23 protein-coding genes and 1 pseudogene are annotated in these 18,865 nt (G+C 55.7%); 2 read left to right on the top strand and 22 right to left on the bottom strand.

The window, feature by feature from the left end; genetic code table 11:
• Positions 1 to 9: 9 nt before the first annotated feature.
• The 13 genes from HY011_24590 to HY011_24530 form a co-directional block, all read right to left on the bottom strand.
• A complete protein-coding gene (locus HY011_24590; GenBank protein MBI3426120.1) occupies positions 10 to 255 on the bottom strand; it encodes a hypothetical protein in 246 nt (81 codons plus the stop codon).
• A gap of 22 nt (positions 256 to 277) precedes the next feature.
• Positions 278 to 754, bottom strand: a complete 477-nt coding sequence (locus tag HY011_24585; protein ID MBI3426119.1) for a PIN domain-containing protein — start codon at positions 752 to 754, stop codon at positions 278 to 280.
• Complete coding sequence (locus tag HY011_24580; protein MBI3426118.1) at positions 751 to 1,050, bottom strand: hypothetical protein; 300 nt, start codon at positions 1,048 to 1,050, stop codon at positions 751 to 753. The genes HY011_24585 and HY011_24580 overlap by 4 nt, the downstream gene beginning before the upstream one ends.
• Before the next feature lie 60 nt (positions 1,051 to 1,110).
• Positions 1,111 to 2,133 (bottom strand): tetratricopeptide repeat protein, encoded by a 1,023-nt coding sequence (locus HY011_24575; GenBank protein ID MBI3426117.1) that lies wholly within the window; start codon positions 2,131 to 2,133, stop codon positions 1,111 to 1,113.
• 111 nt (positions 2,134 to 2,244) lie between these two features.
• Positions 2,245 to 6,006, bottom strand: coding sequence for a carboxypeptidase regulatory-like domain-containing protein (locus tag HY011_24570; GenBank protein MBI3426116.1), 3,762 nt, complete (start codon positions 6,004 to 6,006; stop codon positions 2,245 to 2,247).
• A gap of 365 nt (positions 6,007 to 6,371) precedes the next feature.
• A complete protein-coding gene (hisH, locus tag HY011_24565) occupies positions 6,372 to 6,995 on the bottom strand; it encodes an imidazole glycerol phosphate synthase subunit HisH (protein MBI3426115.1) in 624 nt (207 codons plus the stop codon).
• A gap of 103 nt (positions 6,996 to 7,098) precedes the next feature.
• Positions 7,099 to 7,686 (bottom strand): imidazoleglycerol-phosphate dehydratase HisB, encoded by a 588-nt coding sequence (gene hisB, locus HY011_24560; protein MBI3426114.1) that lies wholly within the window; start codon positions 7,684 to 7,686, stop codon positions 7,099 to 7,101.
• A 5-nt stretch (positions 7,687 to 7,691) separates the two neighbouring features.
• The gene (locus HY011_24555) at positions 7,692 to 7,943 is read right to left on the bottom strand and encodes a YgiT-type zinc finger protein (protein MBI3426113.1); all 252 of its coding nucleotides are present in this window, start codon (positions 7,941 to 7,943) and stop codon (positions 7,692 to 7,694) included.
• Positions 7,940 to 8,221 (bottom strand): DUF4258 domain-containing protein, encoded by a 282-nt coding sequence (locus tag HY011_24550; protein MBI3426112.1) that lies wholly within the window; start codon positions 8,219 to 8,221, stop codon positions 7,940 to 7,942. The genes HY011_24555 and HY011_24550 overlap by 4 nt, the downstream gene beginning before the upstream one ends.
• A gap of 4 nt (positions 8,222 to 8,225) precedes the next feature.
• Positions 8,226 to 9,320: a histidinol-phosphate transaminase gene (gene hisC / locus HY011_24545; protein ID MBI3426111.1), complete on the bottom strand. Its 1,095-nt coding sequence runs from the start codon at positions 9,318 to 9,320 to the stop codon at positions 8,226 to 8,228.
• Positions 9,317 to 9,670 carry a four helix bundle protein gene (locus HY011_24540; protein ID MBI3426110.1) on the bottom strand — a complete coding sequence of 118 codons (354 nt, stop codon included), beginning with the start codon at positions 9,668 to 9,670 and terminating at the stop codon, positions 9,317 to 9,319. The genes hisC and HY011_24540 overlap by 4 nt, the downstream gene beginning before the upstream one ends.
• Positions 9,671 to 9,698: 28 nt before the next feature.
• On the bottom strand, positions 9,699 to 10,994 hold the full coding sequence (gene hisD, locus HY011_24535; protein ID MBI3426109.1) for a histidinol dehydrogenase: 1,296 nt from the start codon (positions 10,992 to 10,994) through the stop codon (positions 9,699 to 9,701).
• A gap of 2 nt (positions 10,995 to 10,996) precedes the next feature.
• On the bottom strand, positions 10,997 to 11,470 hold the full coding sequence (locus HY011_24530) for a hypothetical protein (protein ID MBI3426108.1): 474 nt from the start codon (positions 11,468 to 11,470) through the stop codon (positions 10,997 to 10,999).
• 267 nt (positions 11,471 to 11,737) lie between these two features.
• On the opposite strand from HY011_24530, the gene HY011_24525 reads away from it, so the two are divergent.
• Together HY011_24525 and HY011_24520 are read left to right on the top strand one after the other, a co-directional pair.
• Positions 11,738 to 12,025, top strand: a complete 288-nt coding sequence (locus HY011_24525) for a hypothetical protein (protein MBI3426107.1) — start codon at positions 11,738 to 11,740, stop codon at positions 12,023 to 12,025.
• Positions 12,015 to 12,458 (top strand): hypothetical protein, encoded by a 444-nt coding sequence (locus HY011_24520; protein MBI3426106.1) that lies wholly within the window; start codon positions 12,015 to 12,017, stop codon positions 12,456 to 12,458. Before HY011_24525 ends, HY011_24520 begins: the two co-directional genes overlap by 11 nt.
• A 3-nt stretch (positions 12,459 to 12,461) precedes the next feature.
• Here the strand turns inward: HY011_24520 and HY011_24515 are convergent, their stop codons facing one another.
• From HY011_24515 to HY011_24475, 9 genes and pseudogenes are all read right to left on the bottom strand, one after another.
• Positions 12,462 to 13,058, bottom strand: a complete 597-nt coding sequence (locus tag HY011_24515) for an ATP phosphoribosyltransferase (protein MBI3426105.1) — start codon at positions 13,056 to 13,058, stop codon at positions 12,462 to 12,464.
• A 34-nt stretch (positions 13,059 to 13,092) separates the two neighbouring features.
• On the bottom strand, positions 13,093 to 14,211 hold the full coding sequence (hisZ, locus tag HY011_24510; GenBank protein MBI3426104.1) for an ATP phosphoribosyltransferase regulatory subunit: 1,119 nt from the start codon (positions 14,209 to 14,211) through the stop codon (positions 13,093 to 13,095).
• A 25-nt stretch (positions 14,212 to 14,236) separates the two neighbouring features.
• On the bottom strand, positions 14,237 to 14,665 hold the full coding sequence (locus HY011_24505) for an HNH endonuclease (GenBank protein ID MBI3426103.1): 429 nt from the start codon (positions 14,663 to 14,665) through the stop codon (positions 14,237 to 14,239).
• On the bottom strand, positions 14,652 to 15,026 hold the full coding sequence (locus HY011_24500) for a hypothetical protein (protein ID MBI3426102.1): 375 nt from the start codon (positions 15,024 to 15,026) through the stop codon (positions 14,652 to 14,654). The genes HY011_24505 and HY011_24500 overlap by 14 nt, the downstream gene beginning before the upstream one ends.
• Before the next feature lie 133 nt (positions 15,027 to 15,159).
• Positions 15,160 to 16,047, bottom strand: coding sequence for a site-specific DNA-methyltransferase (locus HY011_24495; protein MBI3426101.1), 888 nt, complete (start codon positions 16,045 to 16,047; stop codon positions 15,160 to 15,162).
• A 193-nt stretch (positions 16,048 to 16,240) separates the two neighbouring features.
• Entirely contained in the window at positions 16,241 to 17,179 is a 939-nt protein-coding gene (thrB, locus tag HY011_24490) for a homoserine kinase (GenBank protein ID MBI3426100.1), read from the bottom strand.
• Positions 17,180 to 17,207: 28 nt separating this feature from the next.
• A complete protein-coding gene (locus HY011_24485; GenBank protein MBI3426099.1) occupies positions 17,208 to 18,281 on the bottom strand; it encodes a WG repeat-containing protein in 1,074 nt (357 codons plus the stop codon).
• A 90-nt stretch (positions 18,282 to 18,371) separates the two neighbouring features.
• Entirely contained in the window at positions 18,372 to 18,614 is a 243-nt protein-coding gene (locus HY011_24480) for a hypothetical protein (protein ID MBI3426098.1), read from the bottom strand.
• A 2-nt stretch (positions 18,615 to 18,616) separates the two neighbouring features.
• Positions 18,617 to 18,853 (bottom strand): annotated as a pseudogene (locus HY011_24475) (hypothetical protein).
• Between the last annotated feature and the right edge of the window lie 12 nt (positions 18,854 to 18,865).

Here is an 18,865-nt window from a genome sequence, read left to right as displayed (position 1 = left end):
GAAACCTTATCACTCGGCCTTGCTCGGAATGGTGGCGATCTCGTCTATCCATTCCGGCGTGAGTTTGTACAAAGCTGCTTCGATCTCTTCTTCACTAAAGTTTTGCCCGGCCCAAACGCCTTCGAGATCGGCAAAGGTGTGCGGCTGTTCGTCATTTTGCGCGGCGAATTTTTGCACCCGCTGTTTCAATGTCGTGAGTTGCGTTTCGATGCTGTTGATCTGCGCAAGTAGTGCGCTAGCTTGTGCGGCGTTCATCCTGGCTCCTCCTTTGATTGAATTATGTACCTGGATTCAGCTTGAACATCTGTAGGAACTGATAAGGCGTGACGATCTTCAACCCTGTGCGTCTGGCAACTTCCGGCGAGAAATGTTCGACGTTGGCGGTGACTAGCCAGTCAGGTTGCGCTTTGATGGCCGTGACCAGCACAGGCACATCGTTCATATGCCGAATCAACGAGCGGTGCGTTTCGATTTCCTCGCGTGTCGCACTCGCGGCGCGTTCGGGGGCGAGCAGTCGCAACGCCAGCGCATAATCGTCAATCAAGCGCGTCCCTTCTACTGCATCGTGTCCCAGCCGTTTGGGGAGCGCGCGCTCAACTTCCATTTCAACATAAGGTGACAGCACCAGCCGGAAGGCTTGCGCTCGCGCCAGAATCAAGAGCGCGCGTGACACGCTCCAGGGCGCAAATAAACCTTCGATCAGCACATTGGAATCGGGGAAGACGCGCGCGCCGCTGCTGGGCCAGACGTTCACTTTTCTGCCTCATCCAGGTTGCCGAATTGTTCGCGCACAATCTCGGCGCGTGCTTCGTCAGCGGCGGCGATCAAGTCATTCACTTTGAGACCGCTGTGGCTGAGCGCCGTCTCCATTCTTGCCAGCACTGTCGCCAAGGCTTCGTCACGCGGCACTAGCAGCAAGGCCGCGCCAGCCTGCATTACGTTGAAGGTTTCGCCATGCGGCCAGGCGCTCAGGTATTGAGAGGGAAGCGTCAATTGTCCGGTGTCGCTCAGCGTGGCGATTGAAAGGACGTTATCCTGGGTTGCTGTCATCGAAATGGTTCTCCTTTCGGTGCTTCATTCTACGCACCCACGCCAGCAATACAACTCGCATCAGTCTTGGCTCTTGCCCCGTGCGCGCCACTGCGCTTCCCGCTCTTTTAACCGCGCGGCATCGGCGGCGTCCGGTTTCAATTTCAAATAGGCATTGATGGCGTCGGCGGCTTCCTTGAATTTCTGTTCGTGCGCGTAGATTTCGCCGAGGTACACATAGGCGCGGGCGGCGCTCGCCGCGTCCAGGCGCAACGCCTCTTGCAAACATTGCTGGGCCGGTTCGTAACGGTTGAGCGAGAGGTTGGCATAACCCAGCAGCATCAGGGTCAGCGCCACGTCGGGGGCCAGCGCGTAGGCGTTTTCGAGATTGGCGACCGCCGCTTCAAACTGTTTTTGCTGAAGCTGGCAATAGCCCAAGCCGCGCAACGCCGCCGCGTATTTGGGGTTGAGTTCCAGCGCACGCGCAAAATCAGCGGCGGCTTCGGCCAATTGGTTGCGCGCCATGCGCAGGTTGCCGCGTTCGGTCAGCGCCTGAAAGTATTCGGGGTATTCTTGAATGGCTTGGTTGAATTGGATGAGCGCCTTGTCCGGCTTGTTTTCCTTTTGCAGCTTGAGGCCCTGCTCAAAGGCCTGGCGTGCCGCTTTGGGGATGTTTTGCGCGGCTTCGGCGACGCTGATGGTGCCGGGTTTGGCATCAGGCGCGCCTTTGTGCAGTGGCAGCCGCAGGTAAACATCAATCTGCACGCGATTGGAATAGGCGCGCGTCGAATCGGATTCGGCCACGTCGCTGTATTGCTCGGCCGCGTCAGGGTTGACGGCTTTCACCTTGTAACGCCCGGCCGCGACGCCGCGAAATTCATAGTTGCCGCCGTCATCACTGGGAATATACCGGTTCAGCCCATTGGACATTTCCAGATAAACCTTCACGCGCGAGGCCGGTTTGCCATCGGGCAGATAGACGCGGCCAAACACGATGAAGCCCGGCCCGCCCACGGTTCCCAATTGTGCCTGCACGCTGCTCGCCGCCAGACACAGCAACGCGAGACAGCGCAATAGCACCAGCCAGAATCGTCCGTTTGCCATCGCAGACCTCCAAGGGAAAATCCTGCGTACCCAGGCCAGGCCTGGAAAGAAAACGGGGGCTGCAAGCGAGTTGCAACCCCCACTGTTGAGGTACGGCCAGTCAGTTTGCGGTTAGAAGTAAATCTTCACCGCAAGCTGAACGATGCGATTGCCCGACACGGTTCCGCTCAGGCCATTGTATTCGCCCAGGCCGTTACCCAGGCGTGGATTGCCACTGAGCGTGCCGCCGCGCACGTTCTGGACGTATGCTGCATCCGCTTTTTGCTTTTGCAGGAAGTCCGAGAAATTCGTGGCGATATTGAAGTTCACACCGCTGTTGAAGCCGCTGAACTGCGCGTGGTTGAAGACGTTGAACGCTTCCAGCCGGAGTTGGATGCGGCGCTCGCTGTCCTTGCCCAGCCCGAAGTTCTTGAAGACGGAGAGATCCGTCACGTTGATACCGGGATTCCTCAAGTAACCGACCGGATAAGCGCCTTTGAGTTGCAAGGCCTCGGCCACGCTCGGCAGCCGGACGTTTTGCCAATTGAAGGCATTATTGATGTCCGAGGAACGTTTGACATCGCCGCTAAAGAGCGGGCCAATGCCTTCCGTCCAGGAGCCATTAATGCGTTGATTGAGGTTGACGTTCGGAATGCCGATGCCGGGCCGCGTCGGCGAGCCGGAAATGAATTGCGTGATGCCGGTGATCTGCCAGCCATTGGTTACACCCTTGACGGCCCAGTTCGCGCTCTTCAAGCCGGGCACCCGCCAGTCATAGTTGATGACCATCAGGTGCTTGCGGTCAAAGCTCAGCGGCTGATAGTTCACGCAGCGCGAGCAAACCGGGTTGATGAAGTCGGAGTAAGTATTGGCTGTGCCCATAGCCCTCGACCAGGTATAAGCCATGCCCAAATTCACCGAATTGCCGAGCCGCTTGCTCAACGTCGTTTGCATTGAGTGGTAGTTTGACGAACCACCGAAGGTGCGCAGACCGACGGTGGTATAGCCCGGGTACTTCTTCAGGAAGTCCGCCGCCAGCGCATAGGTGCCAGAGAACTTCAAACCGGCATCTTTGTAAACCTGCGCCAGCCCGGGTTCTTCATCCGGCACCACGCCGCCCGCGAATTTCGACGGGTCTTGTGCCGCTTTGGTGAAGAGTTCGCCGTAGGGGCTGTAATTGAGGTTGAGCAATTCCTGCTGATGGCGCGAGAGAGTGCCAACATAGGTAACGCTCAACACGGTGTTCCAGCCAATGTCCTGCTGTACACCGAGACTGAAGCTCTGCACGCTGGGAACAAAGCCTTCCTGATCGGCGGAAATCACGCCGGTCGTGCCGAGCGCGATGGCGCCGGTGTTCTGACCCACAGTGGAAAGATTGCCGAAATTGAACGTCGGGTTGAAGAATTTCGGCGGTTGGCCGACGGCGGCGAAGGACAGTTCGTTGCCCTGCACGCGGTCATAGCCCCAACGGTACCCGCCGCGCACGACCGTCTTCTTGGTGCCGAAAACGTCGTAGGCAAAGCCCAAGACCGGACCGTATTGCACGCCACGGCTCTTGATGCCGCCAGGGAAGTTGCCTTGTTGCTGGCCTTGCATCCCGTTGAAGGGGTCGCCCGAGCCGGGCACGATGCGATTGATCAAGTAACTTGGCAATTGCAGCGCCGTATTCTGGGCCGCCTGCAACGGAGAGACGTTGTTGGTCGGGCCGGGATCGTAGGCTTTCAGGTTGGTGCCTGAACAGCCGCCCAAAGCGAAGGCGTTGACGTTGACGCAAGTCTGCCGGTAGAGCCGCACGGCTTTGGCCGGGTCGTACTTGCTTTGCACGAAGTAGTATTCCTGCGCGCGTTTGTCGTATTGCGGGTAGATCAACGAGAAGCGCATCCCGTAATCCAACGTCAGCCGGCTGTTGACCTTCCAGTTGTCTTGCGCATACCACTCGATATTGGTCGAACGATACTGTCCCTGGAAGACGCCGATGTTCGGCTGATTGAAGGTGTTGAACTCGCCGAGCAGCGCGTTGGCATAAGGATGCCCGGTGTTGTTCGGGTTGTTCGTATTGTGACTGAACTGGATGTTGGCGGAATCGCCCGCCGCCTGATCCTTGCGGCTGCGCTGGTAATAGAAACCGGCCTTCATCGTATGCGTGCCAACCACCTTGCTGACATTGTCATAAATGTCGAAGGTCGTGTTGGAGTTTTTGTAAGGATACTGGCTGTACCCCGCGACGCCGGCGAAGGTGTTGTTAGTAATCCCGCCGAAGCCGATGTTGAACCACTGATTCGCCGGGTAGCCCGCGAATGGCAGCGCAAAATTGAAGCCGATGCCTGAATAGCTCGCGGCATTTGCCACCGTCGGATCAAGCGTCAGGTTATTTTGGCTCGCGCCGAAGATGAACTCATTGGTCAAGGTCGGTGAGAGCGCCGACGTGACGTTGAGCGTGCTGTTCCAGGCGGGCGCCTGTTTGAAGACCAGGTTGTCGAACGGAATGTTGTTGCTGCCGCCCGTCCAGCCCAAGCCATAAGGCATGATCTGTTGGTCGGCATCGCGCGTGTAGCGGACATAAGCTTTGGTGTTGTCCGTGACATTGTAATCGAGCCGGATGCTGTTTTCGTGCCGCGGATAGCTGACGCTCAATTGCGAATTGTGGTTGTAACGGAAGCCATTATCCGCGCCGCCCAGCGGCGTGTTCTCGAAGCGGCGGAAGAGATTGAGAATCTTGGTGCCATTCGCGTTGATGCGTGCGGCTGGGATTTTATTGCCATCGAAAGGCAGGCCCGTCACCGGGTCTCTGATGACGATCGCGACGCCGTTGCCATCTTTGGTTTGGCTGAAATCGCCTGCGGCTTCCAGCGCCGTCGGTACGCGCGACTGCCGGGCAGCCTGCGGTACGAGTTGTTGTTGATATTCCTGCGAGAAGAAAAAGAAGAGGCGCTCTTTCAGGTACTTGCTGCCAATCTTCGGCGCCCAAACCGGGCCGCCGATGTTGTAGCCCTGCTGATTGTAGCGATAGAAATTGCGCGGGTTACGCTCAATGCCCGTGTTCGGATCGCCGATGCGCCCGTTGGCATTGTTGAAAAAGCTGTTGGCATTAAATTGTTCGTGCCGGTGGAAGTAGTAGCCCGTGCCGTGGAATTGGCTGGTGCCGCTCTTGGTCACGATCTGTATCGCGCCGCCGCCCGAACGCCCGTATTCGGCCTGGAAGTTCGAGGTCAGCAGCTTGAACTCGGCGATGTTGTCGAGCGAGAGCGCGATGTGCTGGGTGCCGTTCGAGCCGGTGTCCACGTTGGTGGTGCCGTCAATCGTCAGGTTGTTTTTGCCCGTGCGCGTGCCGTTGATGTCAATGTTGCCCAACCCGCCTGGGCTAGAAGTGGCGAAACTGGTGGTGACAACTACGCCCGGTGTGAGTTTGAGCAGGTCGAGGTAATTGCGCCCGTTGATCGCGAGGTTCTGCAACTGTTGATTGTTGATCGCCGTGCTTTGTTCGCCCGATTCTGTTTTGATCAGAAGTTGGGCGGCGTCAGCGGTGACTTCGACAGTGTTGGAAATGTCGCCGACTTCCAGCGCGGTGATACCGGCGGATTGTTTGTCCGAGGCATTGACGACGAGGCCCGATTTAACGGACTTCTTGAAGCCAGAGGCCTCAATCGTCACCGTGTAATTGCCTGGTTGAATGACCGGGAAGGTATAAAACCCTTCGTGGTTGGTGGTGGTGTCGAGTTGGGTGGTACCCGCTGTGTTCGTGAGCATGACTTTCGCAGCTCTGACCGCATTCCCCTGCGCGTCATGCACGGTGCCACTCAAGCTGGCGCTGGTCTGCGCAAAGGCGGTGACTGTTAACGCCAGCGCCAGGAGCAAGGCCGTGCCGAACTTCCTAAAGCACGTTTCTTTATGCATTGATTCCTCCATCGTGAAGTGCGACGCGCAACCATGATCGCCACGCGCCTGTAGTGATAGAAGCCCCGTGGCCGTAGGCAGAAAAGCCCCGGCTAGAGTGGCTATAGTCCACAAACGTGAAGATGCGTTGAAAGAAAACTGAAGGGTATGCGATTCGTCCCAGCGTGCGGCATCAACTCAGGATTGATTGATGCGAGAAGCGGTACCGATTGCTATGTGTGGTTAGTGTCAGAATTTCAGTGCAATCGGTTGGTGGCATTATCCAAATGGTTCCAGGACTGTCAAGCAATTATCAGGCGGGGAGGTGGCTTGGCTGGTAAATTTGATGGAACGTTGCCGCAGTTGAGATTGACGGTTGCGGAAAATCAGAACTCAGCAAAGTTTCGCAGAAGCTGTAAGCCGGCCGCCTGGCTCTTTTCCGGATGAAACTGCACGCCGACGACGCTGTCGCGTCCGCAGATCGAGGCATAGCGCAAGCCGTAATCGGTTAGGCCCAGCACACAGGTCTCATCCACCGGTTCGACATAATAGGAATGCACAAAATAATAGAACGATTGATCCGGCAAGCCGCGCAAGAGTGCCGCTTGAAAAGGCCGCTGCGCTGCGCTGTTGCGGTATTCGACCTGATTCCAGCCGACGTGCGGCACGCGCACACCGTCAGGGAACTTAATGACCTTGCCCGGCAACAGCCCCAGGCCTTTATGCACGCCGAATTCATACCCTTCGTCAAAGAGCATTTGCAGCCCCACACACAAGCCGATGATCGGTTTGCCCGCACCGGCGGCTTCAAGAATCAGTTTATCGAAGCCGTACTTGCGCAAGCTGTCCATCGCGTAGCCAAACGCGCCGACGCCCAGCAGCACGAGTTTGTCGGCGGCGCGAATGACTTGTTCGTCTTTGGTAATGGCGGCGGGAATGCCTTGTGAAGTGAAAGCTTTTTCGACGCTGCGCAAATTGCCGATGTCGTAATCAATGATGGCGATTTTCATTTTTGCAGATGAATTAGCCACAGAGGCACAGAGACACGGAGGAAAAAGGAGAGGTTTCATTTCTTCGGTTCGACTCTGTGTCTCTGTGCCTCTGTGGCTAAAATTAGATTGTTCCTTTCGTAGACAGCACGCCTTCAATGCGTTCATCCACGCGGACGGCTTGCGCCAGCGCGCGTGTGACGGCTTTGAATTGGGCTTCGATGATATGGTGCTGGTTGCTGCCGTAAAACACTTCGATATGCAGATTGCATTGGCAATGCTCGGCGAACGAATGCCAAAAATGTTCGACCAATTCGACCGATAAGTCGCCGATCTTTTCGCGTGTGTTTGTCACACGGTGAACGAGGTAAGCGCGGCCTGACAGGTCACAGACCGCGCGCGCCAACGTCTCATCCATCGGCACGTAGGCCGCGCCATAACGCACAATGCCGCGCTTGTCTCCCAGTGCCTGGGCAAAGGTCTGGCCTAGCGTGATGGCGATGTCTTCGACCGTGTGATGGTCGTCAATGTGCAAGTCGCCTTGGCATTCGACCGTCAGATTAAACAGACCGTGGCGCGCGAACAGGTCAAGCATGTGATCGAGAAAGCCGATGCCGGTGGTAATCGTGCTTTGCCCGCCGCCGTCGAGGTTGAGTGTGACGGAGATGTCGGTTTCTTTGGTTTTGCGTGTGATGGTCGCAGTACGAGGCATAGGGGTTAAACAAGTTCGGCTACCGCGAAGCTCTTTTGAGCTGTCTGTTCACGTGGTTTGGTGCGGATGCGGTCGAGTTTGCGGGCAACTTCAAGGGAAAAATAATCGTGCCCGCAATTGCGGCAGGAAATCATGGGAACATTCTCGACGATCACCAAGTCTTTGCCTTTGCCGACGAACTGCGGTCTGGTGACCTGATGGGCTTTTTGCTGCCCGCAGAGGCTGCACACGATTGCTGATTCTTGTTCTTGCTTCATAGACGAAAGGTGGTAATGAAAACGACCTTTTGTTGCTCTGCCAGCTTGGCGATCGTAGCGATCTGTTCGCCATCGGCGCTCAGGCCATGAATCACGTATTTCCAATCCTGAAAATCATCGTCCCACTGGCGCTTAACAATGCTACCAGTCAGGATGCATTGCTCCAAGTCGAAGACAAACAAGTCATCATCGTTCATTTCGTCGTAAGCGTGGCGTGTTAATTCCGCGCAATCATCGCGGATATATTCGCACATCAGCTTGAGGATGTCCTCGAACATATACTCATTCCACAAAAAGCTCTTTCAACGCTTTGAGCAAGGCATCGTTTTCTTCCGGTGTCCCCACACTAATGCGCACGTAATCTTTCAGCATTGGCGCACTGCTTACATCGCGAATCAAAATGCCACTTGCGTGCAATTGCGTGAACAATTCTTTTGGCGTGACGCGGGTTTTGACCGCAAAAAAATTCGCCGCCGAAGGCACAGGTTCCAGCCCCTCAATCTTGCCCAACTCAGCAAACAGCCGCTCGCGCTCGCTTTGTATGGCGGCGACCAGCGGTTGCAACAACTTTTGCTTGTCCAGCGCCACTTCCGCCGCTGTCATCGAAAAATAATTCAAACTATATGGCATCTTGGCCTTGTTGAATTCGGTGATGAGTTCGGGCGCGGCCAGACAATAGCCCACGCGCAAGCCGCCCATCGCCATCGCTTTGGAAAACGTGCGCAGGATGACGAGATTGGGATGTTCGTTGAGCAGCGGCACGAAATTCTCGCCGCCGATTTCCAGATAGGCTTGGTCTACGACAATCAAGGCGTCGGTGCTGGTCAGCAAATCCACCAACTCGGCGCGGCTGATCGTGCAACCCGTCGGATTGTTGGGCGAACAGATGATCGCCAGCGCAGCCTTGCGTTCAAGGATTTCGGCTTTCAAGCGCGGCACGTCAAAAGTTAGGTCTTCCTTCAACAAGACCGAAGCGATTTCGCCGCCCGCAACAGTTATGACTTGGCGATAAACCGAAAACGTCGGTTCGGGCAGCACGGTGAGCACGCCTTTTTCGACGACCGCATTGACGACCGATTGAATCATCTCATTCGAGCCGTTGCCCGCCATAATGCCGTCCGCGCGCCAGCCAGTGTAAGCCGCCAGCTTTTCCAGCAACGCCGTCGGGACAAATTCAGGATAGCGCGCCCAATCGTGGGCGGCGGCACGGCGCAAGACTTCGTCTTTGATGGCAGCGGGCATCCCGAATGGATTTTCGTTTTGGTTGATCTTGATCGGCGCTTCGAGGGACGCGAGCGTGTAGGCTTTGATCGCGCGAACGTGCGGCTTAATGCAGTTGATCGTTGATAGTTGATCGTTGATCGTTTTTTCGGTCATGAATTTTGCTTGGAGGATTTGATGATTGCGGTGAGTAGCTTGAGCAGTTCCTGGCAATCAGCATAAATCGAATTAAACCCGGCCTCGTCGAGATATTCGGTTTCTTTCAGCAGTTCCAGCCAATACTCAGTCTCGGAAGCTTCTTTCAACGCAATCGCCATTTTGTGAATGAAGTCAGCCCGCGACTCAGCTTGCGTGGCCTCTTTGACATTCGCCCCAATCGAAGTGCCCGAGCGAAGTAACTGCTTGCTGAGGATAAACTCCCGCTTCTCTTCGGTCAGATACTTGTACAGCCGTACTACCCTGACCGCAAATTTATACGACGTATCTTTTACTAGACTTTCTGCCATACGAACCCCAACTATCAATTACCAACTGTCAACTATCAATTCGCAGCGTAGCGGAGCGCGCGTGCGCGTCAAATCCTTCCGCCAACGCCAACCGTTCGATCATCCCTGCCGTCTGCATCAACTCTTCCCGCGTATAGCGCACGATGCTCGTCTTTTTCAAAAAGTCATACACGCCCAACGCCGAAGAGAAACGCGCCGTCCCGCCCGTCGGCAGCACGTGATTCGTTCCGGCGAAATAATCGCCGACGGGTTCGGGTGAGTAAGCGCCGATAAAAATCGCACCCGCGTTGTGAATCTTGAGCGCGTCGGCTTCGCAATCCGCCGTGATAACTTCGGCGTGTTCGGGGGCGAGGCGGCTGCACAGGGCGCAAGCGGCGTCAATGTTTTCGACGACGATCAGCGCGCCGAAATCGGCCAACGAGCGTTCAATGATCGCTTTGCGCGACAACGTAGCCGTTTGCCGGGCGAGTTCTTCTTTCACTGTCAAAGCCAGCGTCTCGCTCGGCGTGATCAGAATGGCAGCCGCGTCTTCGGAATGTTCGGCCTGCGAGAGCAAATCAGCCGCGACGAAATCGGGGCGTGCGGTGTCGTCGGCGACCACGATGATTTCCGAAGGCCCGGCGATGGAATCAATGTCCACCGCGCCGTAAACCAGCTTCTTGGCCGCCGCGACGTACTGGTTGCCGGGGCCGACGATCTTGTCTACGCGCGGAATCGTTGCGGTGCCAAAGGCGAGCGCGGCGACGGCCTGTGCGCCGCCGATGGTGTATACCTCAAACAGTCCCAACTCTTTCAGCGTGGCCGCGATGAGCGGGTTTTGTTTGAACTGGCCCGGCGGCGTGACGATGACGATGCGCGGCACGCCCGCGACCTGCGCCGGAATCGCGTTCATCATTACGGTCGAAGGATAAGCCGCCGTGCCGCCGGGCACGTACAAGCCGACAATTTGCAGCGGGCTGACGCGCTGGCCCAGTCGCACGCCGTTCTCGCCTTCGATTTCCCAATCACGGGTGAGTTGGTGTTGGTGATAGGTGCGGATGTTGTGAATCGCAGCGCGCATGGCGGCGATGAGTTCGTCGTCTACTTGGGCGGCGAGTTCTTCGATGACTTCACGGGGCACGCGCAAGGTTGCGGGCGTGAGTTTAACGCCGTCGAAACGTTCGGTGAATTCAAGCAACGCCGCATCACCGCGCGTTTGGATTTCGTGCAGGATGCTTTCCGCCCGCGCCAGAATTTCGGCGTTGAGGCCGTTGGTGCGGTTGAGAATGCGTTGGAGCTTGGCGTTGTCGGTATCAGATGAATTGAGTTTGATGAGTTCGATCATTGCTATTTATCTATTGTTTTAATCTCTACGCCAGATGGTGAGACGTTTGCGCAGATTTGCTGTGGGATGTTCCGATATGTCCACGCTATATTATCGAACGCGCTGTTGGCGAAGATGTGTATAACCTGTTCGTTACTAAATTTTAGAGTGAGGTCGGATGATTCAGGGTCAATGAAACAGGCCAAAAGGTCGGCGTTAGAAAGCTCGTCTGTGAGGGAGCACAAGTAGTCGAACCTTTGTTCGTACTCTTCTACAGAATTGAAATCATCCTCGTCAATCAGAAGATCATAGCTACCGATTACCACCTTGCCATCTTTTTGATAGCGCCAACTGGTATGGGTGAAGATGCTGACCACGTTGCTATCGCCTGGTTCGTCAAAAAAGTAAATGATGATGCTATTGCCAGCAATTCGTTTGAAAGAAACTGGTTGATGCAGCAACTGATTTAAATCGCTTTGTAATTCGGAAAGAGTCATCTCGATTTATACTTCCGTTAGCGAGTTCGCCAAATCCTCAATCAACGCACTTACCGCCACTCGTTTCAAATAAAGCTCGCTCAATTCACGATCATAGACAAGGCGGCTTTGAGACTCAAAAAGACTGTTGCCAAAAAAACTATCTGTTCCTATATTGCCCACGAACTACTGAAAGCGCGAATGCGTCGTAGGTGGTGCCAAGCAAAACGAACCCTTGTCGGCGGCATAAGCTGCCCATTCTGATTTGCAAAGCGAGGTGACAAATTTATGACTGTCGTGTTGGACTATAAACTTCCCCTTATCCTTGAGCCTGAAGACCCGGAACTCCGCCGCACCCTCGACTTATATCGCCGCAACAGCGAATGGATGAGTGAACACGGCAAGCCGTTTTACGATCAGTATCTCGGTCAATTCGTGGCGGTTTCGGAAGGCGAAACTTTTGTTTCACCTGATGCGCAAGAAGCAGAACGTCTCGCGCGAGAAAAACACCCAAGCGATACGCCGTTCGTCATCTACATTCCGAAAATCAAGTGCGAGCGCATTTATGCTTGTTAAAGGCCGCTGGCGTGAATTCCCGGATGAAATCATGCGCCCCATTATCGAAGCGCATGTGTTGACTGCGACTGGCGAGTGGAAAGCCGTTACCTTTCAGCTTGACGGAGGAGCGGATCGCACAGTGCTTGAAGCGCGGTTGTTGCCATTGCTGACACCGCTGGTTGTTCCCGAATCAGAGATGCCCCGCGTAGGCGGTGTAGGCGGATTGGTGGGAATAACACTGGCGGATACGCGCTTGGGCTTTACCCGTGATGATGGCGGACGCGTAACTGTGAATGGCCCATTCGCTGTTTTCACGGAAGCAGAAAGTAGCGACATTTCCATTCTTGGCCGGGAAGTGACCAACAATTTCGACGTAATCTACAGTTACCCCAAACGGGAAGTCTTGCTCCTGGCTGCACCACATACTTACGTTACACAGTTGCCGTTCTAAAATTCAAAGAACCTTCGCCAAATCCTCAATCAACGCACTCACCGCTGCCCGCTTCAAATGAAAGCTCGCCCGATTCACGATCAGCCGCGCCGTGGTGTCGGTGATGGTTTCGATCACTTCCAAGCCATTTTCTTTCAGCGTGCGCCCGGTTTCGACCAAGTCTACGATGCGGTCGGAAAGGCCGAGCAGCGGGGCGAGTTCGACCGAGCCTTGCAGCGGGATGATTTCGATGGGCACGCCTTTGGCTTGGAAGTAGGCGGTCGTGATGCGCGGGTATTTGGTCGCGACGCGCACGGTGGCGAGCAGGTTGTAATCTTCGTTGACGGCTTCGCGTTTGCCCGCGACGGCGATGCGGCAGTACCCGAATTTCAAATCCAGCGGTTCGTGTACGTCAGAGCGCGCTTCGATCAGCACGTCGCGCCCGCAGACGCCCGCGTCGGCGACGCCGTATTCCACATACGTCGGCACGTCGCTCGGCTTGACCAGCACGAAGCTGAAACGCCGGTCGGTCGAATGAATGACGAGGCGGCGCGATTTGAGTTCGCTCTCGTCCACGATGATGCCCGCACGGGCAAACAGGGCGAGCGCGTCTTCCTGCATGCGGCCTTTGGCCAGCGCGATAGTGAGTTGGGCTTTATTGCTGGGCACTGATCTTTACCTGTTGATGAGCTTGGCGGCAGGTGCGCGCGCGCGTGAACGTCGCGGCCAAATCGCCGTTGAAATTGATGCTTTGCACCAGCGCCGTCGTATCCATCTGGCCGTTCGGCGCGTGTTTTGACAACGCTCCAGCCAGTGCATCGAGTGCGAAGGAAAAGCCGACCGCCGGTTCCGCCGCGCCGAAGTTTTCAATCAATTTATCGTAGCGCCCGCCCGTACCGACGGCCACATTCCATTCAGGCACGTAAGCCTTGAACAGCAGCCCGGTGTAATACTCCTGCCCGCCTGTGTCGCCGAAATCTACGTCAAAATGTTCGGCCAAACCCAGCGCCGCGAGCGTGGTGTAAACCGCTCTCAGATGCGCAATCGCCGCCAGCGAACGTTTGTTGCGCAAGACCTGTTCGGCTTGCGCCAAGACTTCTTCGCCACCCGCGAGTTGCGTCAGGCGGCAGAATCCGGCGCGGCGCGTGGCTTCAACACTGGGCGCGTGCTGTTGCAAAAAGGTGTCGAGAGCTTGGCTATTGCGGCGATCAATCAGGCGGCGCAACTCGGCGCGCTGCGCGGCTTCGAGCTCCAGATAGCCGCTCACGCCGTTGAAAAAATCCGCGTGCGAGAGCGCAATGCGGAAGCCGTTCAGCCCCAGCGTGCTCAGCAACTCTGCCGCAACGAGCAGGACTTCTACGTCTGCCACGATGTTCGGTTCGCCGATATGTTCGACGCCGACTTGATGGAACTCACGCGCCGCCCGCTCGCTCGGTTCGTCGTAGCGGAACACTTCGCCCGAATAGCACAGGCGCAACGGGCGCGGCTTGGCTTTGAACCGCGTCGCCACTGTGCGCGCGACCAGCGACGTCAGTTCGGGCCTGAGCGCCAGCAACGCGCCATCGCGGTCGGTGAAGCGGTACGTGCGCTCGGCGATTTCGGCGCCCATCCCGCGCGCAAACAGATCGTGATAATCGAACATCGGCAGGATGATCTCGTCATACGACCAGCCCGCGAACACGGCCATCGCCTGGCGTTCGACATGGCGGCGCAGCTTCACCTCTTCGTCAAAGAAGTATTGGACGCCTGCCGGGATTTTGGTGAGTGACGACATAAACAATGCTTGTCTTGCAGGGGGATCAAAGCTTTGGCGGATGCCATCCCGCTTCTACCCAACCTTTTCTTACTTCCACTGCAATCGGGTTATTGAGTCGTAAGGTATTGACCGTGGCGCGCCCAATCGGCGTAAGCCCAAGTATGTTGGCACCGGATTCATCCCAGCAAAAATGCTCAGCCCAAGCCTGTTCTCGTGGGTTGAATATTGGAGCAACTGCAAAAGTTTCAGGATCAAGCGCAGTAGTTTGTGTCCATTTGTAGCAATTACAAAGGCTGCATGAAAGCCAGAGGTTCGATTCTTCATCTGTGCCGCCGCGCGCCAAAGGAATGATATGTTCGATTTCAAGGATGCCCAGGATGCGGCGCTGTTCACCCAAACAAAAGCCACAGCGATTGCCTGCGGCTTGGCGCACACGCTGTTTGATTGGCTCCGCAACCTTAGTTCTGCTCATGGCTGAGTGGCTTCATCAATCCGCGCGCAACTGCTTCACGCAAAGCCTGGGATTGGCGCAGCAGGGCGCGTTCATAGATATTCATTAACTGGTCGAGTTCCTTTTGCTGGTTTTGATCGAGCAAGCCTTCGCAATGGTCGGCCAGCAAATCTTTGAGGCGTTCTTCCTGTGTTTGGGGCAAGCGCGATTCGGTCAAGGCCAAGACTTCAGCGTCAGCCAATGCCGTCACTGGACGCTCACCTAACGCCGACACCAATACATCAGCCAAAAAACTTTCGACTTTCAGGTTGGTTTGCGCGGCGAGTTGTGCCGCTTGCTGCAAAATGTAATCAGGTACCTGTAAGGTGACTTGTTCATTCATTGCTGTCATCTCCGCCGTCAGCTTGATTTGCCAACGTGGCATTTTCGAGTCTGGCTCGCCTCAGATTCTACAACAGGTAAGGCCCGCTCGTAGCATTACTTGCTTCGCGGTTGCTCAACTGAGGCAATGAAATTCAGCCGCGCTTTTCAACGACTTTACTGTTTGATCCATTTTTCTTCCCACCCTTCTGAAAAAACATCACGTACTCATGCTTGAAAATATAAAACCCGCCCGCCAGCGCCCGATAGCGCCAGATGTTTTCCAGATTGCGTTTGGCGCGGTTGCCTTGCATGTCTTTGACGACCAGGCTTTTCAGCGTGTAGCCGCGCGCCAGCACTTCCTGCATACATTGAAAGCCCAGCGGAACCCATTCGCCTGCTTCGTACATGTCGCCGATCACCAGCACCAGGAAGCGGCCCGGTTCCAGGAATTGGTTAGTGACGTCTACAACCTGGCCGAAGCGTTCGGTGAAGGCTTCGACGGTCGGGCAGTTGGAAAGGTCGTTCGCGCGGTCAGAAAACTGGATGATCGAATGGTAGGGCGGATGCAACAGCGCTAGTTGGACGCCTTGTTTGCCAATTGCCTGCAAGGCTTTGGCAATGAGCGGCGGCGTGGCGTTAAGGTTGGCGCTGTCGCCGGTCAGGGCCTGTGTGATGATGTCGTGCGGGTTGTCTTGCTGGGCGATGCGCTTTTCGGCGGCGCGCCGCAGCGCCGGTTTGAGTTCGATGCCGATGCCGTGGCGGCCCAGGCGGCGGCATTCGATCAGCGTCGTGCCGGAGCCGAGAAAGGTATCGAGTACGACATCGCCCTGCTTGGTATAGCGGCGCATGGCTTGGTAGGGAATCTGCGGCACGAAATTGCCGTGATAATCGGCCAGATGCGCCCCGGTGCGGTCGCGTTCAGGGATTTGCCAGAGTGAATCCGTCCAGATGTCGTCGTATTCGCGCCACTGCGTTAGATCGAGGTCGTTGAGCGGCGAAGGTTTTTTGGGTTTGCTGGCGGCTTTACCGCGCGCGGGCAGACGCTTGGACAAAAGAAAATCTCCTCAGAGCATTGAGACAGGATGAACGGGATTGATTCAGAATTTACAAGATGGGTATCAGCAAACGAATGACTGCTATTGGGCGATCCTGTTCATCCTGCAAGGAATCTGGTCAATCCTGTCGAAACACCAGTGAAACGCTGGTTATTTATCTTGGGGAATGCAGTGAAGCTCACTCTACCATCCGCCCGCGATTATCCACACTCACTTCCAACGCGCGCGTTTCGACGCCACTGGCTGCCAGCCGCGCTTGCATGGTCGCGGCAATCGCCGAGCAATTGTCCGTCGCAAAGGCGATCATCGTCGAACCCGCGCCGCTGATCGCGACGCCGAGCAGGCCCGGATGCTTTTCCGTTTCGTCATTCAGCTTCAAGACTTCGCTCAAACCACGCGCGAGCGGGGCACGATAGGGTTGATGCAAGCGGTCGCGCAGGGCTTCGTTGAGCAGGTCGAAGCGGCCTTCGCTCAGTGCGGCCTGCAACAGCGCAGCGCGTTGCAAATTGTAGATCGCGTCGTGGCGCGTGACCATCTGCGGCAACACGGCGCGCATCCGGGCCGTTTCCATCTCGAAGTTGGGAATGCACAGCACCAGCTTGACCGCTTCGGGCCAGTGGCGTTTGACCGCCAGCAGCGAACGGCGTTCGTTGCCCGCATAATCGGTGCGCTCCTTGACGACGGCGACGACTAGGCCGCCCAGGGTGCTGGGCGCGAGGTTGTCGCCGTGCCCCTCGAAGTGCAGCGCGAAATCGAAAAAGTCCGCCTGGCTCAAGCGGTCACCGCTCAGGGCTTCATAAATCGAAAGCCCCGCGATGATGGCGCTGCTGCTGCTGCCCAAGCCACGCGCGAGCGGAATCTGGCTGTCCACGCGAATGCGCGCGCCGGGCAGCGTTTGGCGGCGCGCTTCGGCGGCAAAGCGGGCGGCGCGAATCATCAGGTTCGATTCGTCACGCGGGACGCTGGCCGCGCCTTCGCCAGTCGGGATGATTTCAAAGCCGCCGGATTGCGGTTCGACTTCGAGCCGCAGGTACAGCGCGAGCGCGAGGCCGCAGGTGTCGAAGCTGGCGCCGAGGTTGGAGGTGGAAGCGGGTACGATGATTTCGGATTTGGACATTGAATGGAGTTGTAAATTGAATGTGAGATTAACGATGAGCGGGTTGTAGTTTAAGCCGAGAGGTGCGCCAGATGTAATTGCCTTGCTTGTTGATATAGGCCCAATCGTCAGGCTCACCGTCTACTACAATGCTATTTGTGAGATTAGCCCAGGCAAGTCCGCCAGAGAAATTGGAAAGTTCGGTGAAACGCGGCTGAATAAACAACTGGCCTGATTTATCAATCGCACCAAACTTGCCGTTTTCAACCAAGCTAACGACCGCAGTGCCATCTGAAAATTCTTTGGCTTCCGCGAACTGCGGCTCGATTACAAAGTTACCAGCATTATTGATGTAGCCCCACCGGTTGCTAAGCTTGGCTGCTGCCAGCCCTTCCGAGAAGTTGTCACAGCCTTCAAATTTGAATTCGATGAATGACTTGCCATCGGCATCAATGAAACCGGCTTTCCCATTTTCATATACACATGCACAACCTTCTTTGAAGTTATTGCCCCATTGGAATCTTGGCGGAATTGTTACCACGCCTTTTTTGTTCAAGTAGCCAACTTTGCTGTCGGGCATATTGCCCTTGGTCTTGAACAGCGCCCGACCTTCGGCAAAATCTTCAACGGAGGGTTCGCCGCGTTGGAAAACTATGTCACCGGCCTGATTGATGAAGCAGTGTTTCCCTTCAAGAGTTATGACACTCGCGAGTCCATCTGAGAAGCCAATAGCAAGGTCAAATTGTTGGTTTATGGCTAGACGTCCGGTCTTATCAATGTAGCCATATCTGCCAACTTTGCTTTCAATTACTTTGCCCTCTTCAAAGAAAATGCCAACAGAGGCCAATCCTTCTTTGAAAGGCATTGCTTGGAAAAATTTGGCAGGAATGACCACTTGCCCTCTTGCATTGATATAGCCCCATTTGTTCTTGATTCGAAAAGGAGCCAGCCCCTCACTAAATTTCCCCGCTTCCTGAAATTGCGGTGGGATAACAAAATTACCTGTTTGATCTATGTAGCCCACCAAGCCATTACGCCTGACGGGGCGGAGCGACTGTGTGTCAACAGGCTTGGGTTGAACGACTATCAGAAAGACAAAAAGGAAGGCCAAGAAACATTGCATAACAAATACCTCTATAAGCCACCGTAATGCATATACAACGAACGCATAACGTTTGCCTCTTCCGTACTATTTCGGCCTTACGTTACACATCTAAAGCCGTACCGCCGCAAGCAGGGTTTGTTCGATGGGGTGCGGTAAGGTGAGAAGGTGAAAACGATTCGCCGTGAAAGCGTAATCTTCGCCGCTCTCATCCACGATGCGCAGGTAGCCGTGCTTCTCTGCGCTGGGGTCGGGAATGACCTGATAGAGTTTGCCGACCTCCAGCGACGCTTTGTAATCAGCGTTGTTCAGGCACAGAGCGAATTGAATGGTTTGGTCTTGCAGCTTGTTCATGTTCAATCCAGAAACGGCAGCTTTATTTTGAAATCGCGCTTGCCGATACCGTGCGCTTCGTACCAATGAATCTCGGCTAAACGAAGCGCGCCATCGGCCAACCGCACAGTCGCGACGCCTTTGAGTTTACGCCAGCGGCCTCGGCCATACATTTTGCGCAAACGCGCACGCCCACGGACGCCCGTGCCGGTGGCGATGACTTACACATCAGTAATCCCGCTGATGATTTCAAAGTCCATTGGTCATTATGT

This window comes from Acidobacteriota bacterium, from assembly GCA_016196035.1.
GTDB lineage: Bacteria > Acidobacteriota > Blastocatellia > RBC074 > RBC074 > JACPYM01.
The sequence above is the reverse complement of the archived record's forward strand: the minus strand, read 5'-3'. Positions and strand labels throughout refer to the sequence as shown.